This is a genomic window from Corallococcus sp. 4LFB, from assembly GCF_046520365.1.
Taxonomy (GTDB): domain Bacteria; phylum Myxococcota; class Myxococcia; order Myxococcales; family Myxococcaceae; genus Corallococcus; species Corallococcus caeni.
The window spans coordinates 1-1,071 of sequence record NZ_JBKGHJ010001064.1 but is presented as its reverse complement, the minus strand read 5'-3'; the positions used below and the strand labels follow the sequence as shown (position 1 = coordinate 1,071).

The window sequence follows — 1,071 nt, the reverse complement described above, 5'->3', positions numbered from 1 at the left end:
TCGCTCCGCAGAGCGCGCTGGAGGTGCAGCTCGCCTCCGCGTGGCAGGCCGTCCTTCGCCTCGACAAGGTCGGCGTCCACGACAACTTCTTCGACCTCGGCGGCAACTCGCTGCTGATGGTCCAGCTGCACACGCGGCTTCGTGAAGCCTTGAAGCTCGACGTTCCGCTGGTCGAGCTCTTCCAGGCTCCCACCATCCGCTCACTCGCGAAGCACGTCACTCAGCAGGCCGAGGCGGGCTCGTTCGAGCACAGCCAGGACCGGGCCACGAATCGCAAAGCCTCGATGAAGAACCAGCGGGCACTGCGCGAGCGCAACAAGACGTCGAAGAAGTAACCCCGGGACCCGAGACCTCACGATGGACACCTCAGACAACTTCAGTCACGAAGTCGCGATCATCGGCATGAGCGGGCGCTTCCCCGGTGCGCGGAGCGTTGACGCGCTTTGGGAGAACCTCTGCTCGGGCGCGGAGTCCATCTCCTTCTTCTCCGACGCGGAGCTCGCGGCCGCGGGGGTCGACGCTTCCGTGCGAGGCCGGCCCGACTACGTCCCCGCCCGGGGCGTGCTCGCGGACATCGAGCAGTTCGATGCCTCGTTCTTCGGCCTTGCCCCTCGCGAGGCCGCCACCATGGATCCCCAGCAGCGCCTCTTCCTGGAGTGCGCCGCCGAGGTCCTCGATCGCGCGGGCCATGGCGCTCCCGCCCCTGACAACCGCACCAGCGTCTTCGCCGGGGTGAGCACCAACACGTATCTGCTCAACAACCTCTGCACCAACGCCGAGGTCATGACGACGGTCGACAGCTACGAGCTCATGCTCGGCAACGACAAGGACTTCGTGGCGACGCGCGTGGCCTACAAGCTCGGCCTGCGCGGCCCCAGCCTCACCGTCCAGACCGCCTGCTCCACCTCGCTCGTCGCCGTCCACCTCGCGGCCCAGTCCCTGGCCAATGGCGAGTGCGACATGGCGCTGGCGGGTGGCGTCTGCATCCGCGTTCCCCAGGCCTCCGGCTACGTCTTCGAGCCGGAAGGCATCCTGTCGCCGGATGGGCACTGCCGTACCTTCGATGCCAAG

The 1,071-nt window shown here is 67.4% G+C and carries 2 protein-coding genes; both read left to right on the top strand.

The window, feature by feature from the left end; all coding sequences use genetic code 11:
- The coding region (locus ACLEQD_RS44060; RefSeq protein WP_410391887.1) for a phosphopantetheine-binding protein at positions 1-335 on the top strand (335 nt) is incomplete at its 5' end.
- A gap of 22 nt (positions 336-357) precedes the next feature.
- A partial coding sequence (locus ACLEQD_RS44055; protein WP_410391886.1) for a beta-ketoacyl synthase N-terminal-like domain-containing protein occupies positions 358-1,071 on the top strand: 714 nt, incomplete at its 3' end.